Origin of the sequence: Streptomyces silaceus, from assembly GCF_001419745.1 — a bacterium.
GTDB lineage: Bacteria > Actinomycetota > Actinomycetes > Streptomycetales > Streptomycetaceae > Streptomyces > Streptomyces silaceus.
This window is the reverse complement of the sequence record NZ_LIRJ01000570.1, coordinates 1-1,362: the sequence shown is the minus strand read 5'-3', so window position 1 is coordinate 1,362 and position 1,362 is coordinate 1. Positions and strand designations below refer to the sequence as shown.

At 69.9% G+C, this 1,362-nt stretch carries 1 protein-coding gene; it reads right to left on the bottom strand.

Annotated elements, in window-relative coordinates:
- Nucleotides 1-1,046 (bottom strand): LysR family transcriptional regulator (locus AOK22_RS36815; RefSeq protein WP_055703016.1); only part of this gene is annotated, 1,046 nt, incomplete at its 3' end.
- Nucleotides 1,047-1,362: the final 316 nt, after the last annotated feature.

Genomic DNA, 1,362 nt, shown 5'->3' with positions numbered 1-1,362 from the left:
ACGGACGTGTGGCTGCACTGGAAGCCGGGGAGCCTGTCGTCGGCCGCCGTGATGCTCGCCGAGATGATCCGTGCGGCGTCCCTGCGCCGAGAGGAGGCGTCCCCGCGCGGGGAGAAGACGGCATAGCGCGGGGACGCCTCCTCTCGGCGCAGGGACGCCGCACGGATCATCTCGGCGAGCATCACGGCGGCCGACGACAGGCTCCCCGGCTTCCAGTGCAGCCACACGTCCGTGTGGATCGCACCGTCCGAGGCGACGAGGACGCTGCCGCGGTCCGGTTCGGACGGGTCGATGTTGTCCCGGGCGACGATCGGAATCCCCACCCCGCTCCGGCCAAGAGCGAGCAGCGACAGCGGACTCGAGCTCTCCACGAGGACCCGCGGACTGAATCCGCACTTCGCCGCGCCCCGCTCCACCTCGACCCGGGAGAAGTAGCCGAGCGGCGCGGTGAGCAGCGGGCGGTCGCGGATCACGCCCAACTCGACCTCGGGATCACCGTGGTGGGGATGGTCGGCGGGCAGTACGGCCACGATGTCCGCGCGGTACGCCTTGAAGCCGTCGAAGTCGTTCCGGGGGCCCGGGGCCATCGCCAGGTCGAGGGCTCCCAGGCGCAGGTCCTCGTAGAGCCGTCTGGCCACTTCGGCGCGTCTGCTGTCGGCGAGACCGGTGAACTCCATGCGGATGTCCGGGTGTTCACCGAGGAAGGCGCCGATGACGGGGGCCAGCAGATAGCGGATGTGCACCGGGAAGCAGCCGAACCGCACAAGCCCCGTACGCCCCTGACTCAGGTCGGTGGCGACCTCGCAGAGCCGCTCGTTCGCGGTGAGGACGCGCTGCGCCTCCGCCAGCAGGAGGGTGCCCGCCGACGTCAGCACCACGCGGTTGCCCGACCGCTCGAAGAGAGGAACTCCCAACTCCCCCTGCAGGCTCTTCACTTTCCGCCACAGCGCGGGCTGCGACACATGGAGCCGTTCCGCCGCCAGAACGTAGGACCCCGATGTGGCCACGGCCGTGAAGTAGGCCAGCTGTTGCAGCTCGATGGTCATTCTGTCCCCCGTCTATGCCGCCGAGACATAGGCTTCTTACGAACTTGTGCCATTGACCCGCTCTGCGCCCCTGCCGGGATAATGACAGCATTACCCGCGATGCACAGGGGAGCGGCAATGAGCCATGGCGAGGCGGACGCATCCGCGTTCGCCGGCGGGAGCGGAATCGGCGGCCCTGAATTGCGAGACTCGGCACGGAAGTGCCCGACGGAATTCCGGGGTCTCCCGTGACCAACCGACGGCAGCGGCAGGCACCGGCACGAGGGCGCGCGACCGCCGCGGACACCGCGCCGCAGCGCCGCACCGTGGGGACGGG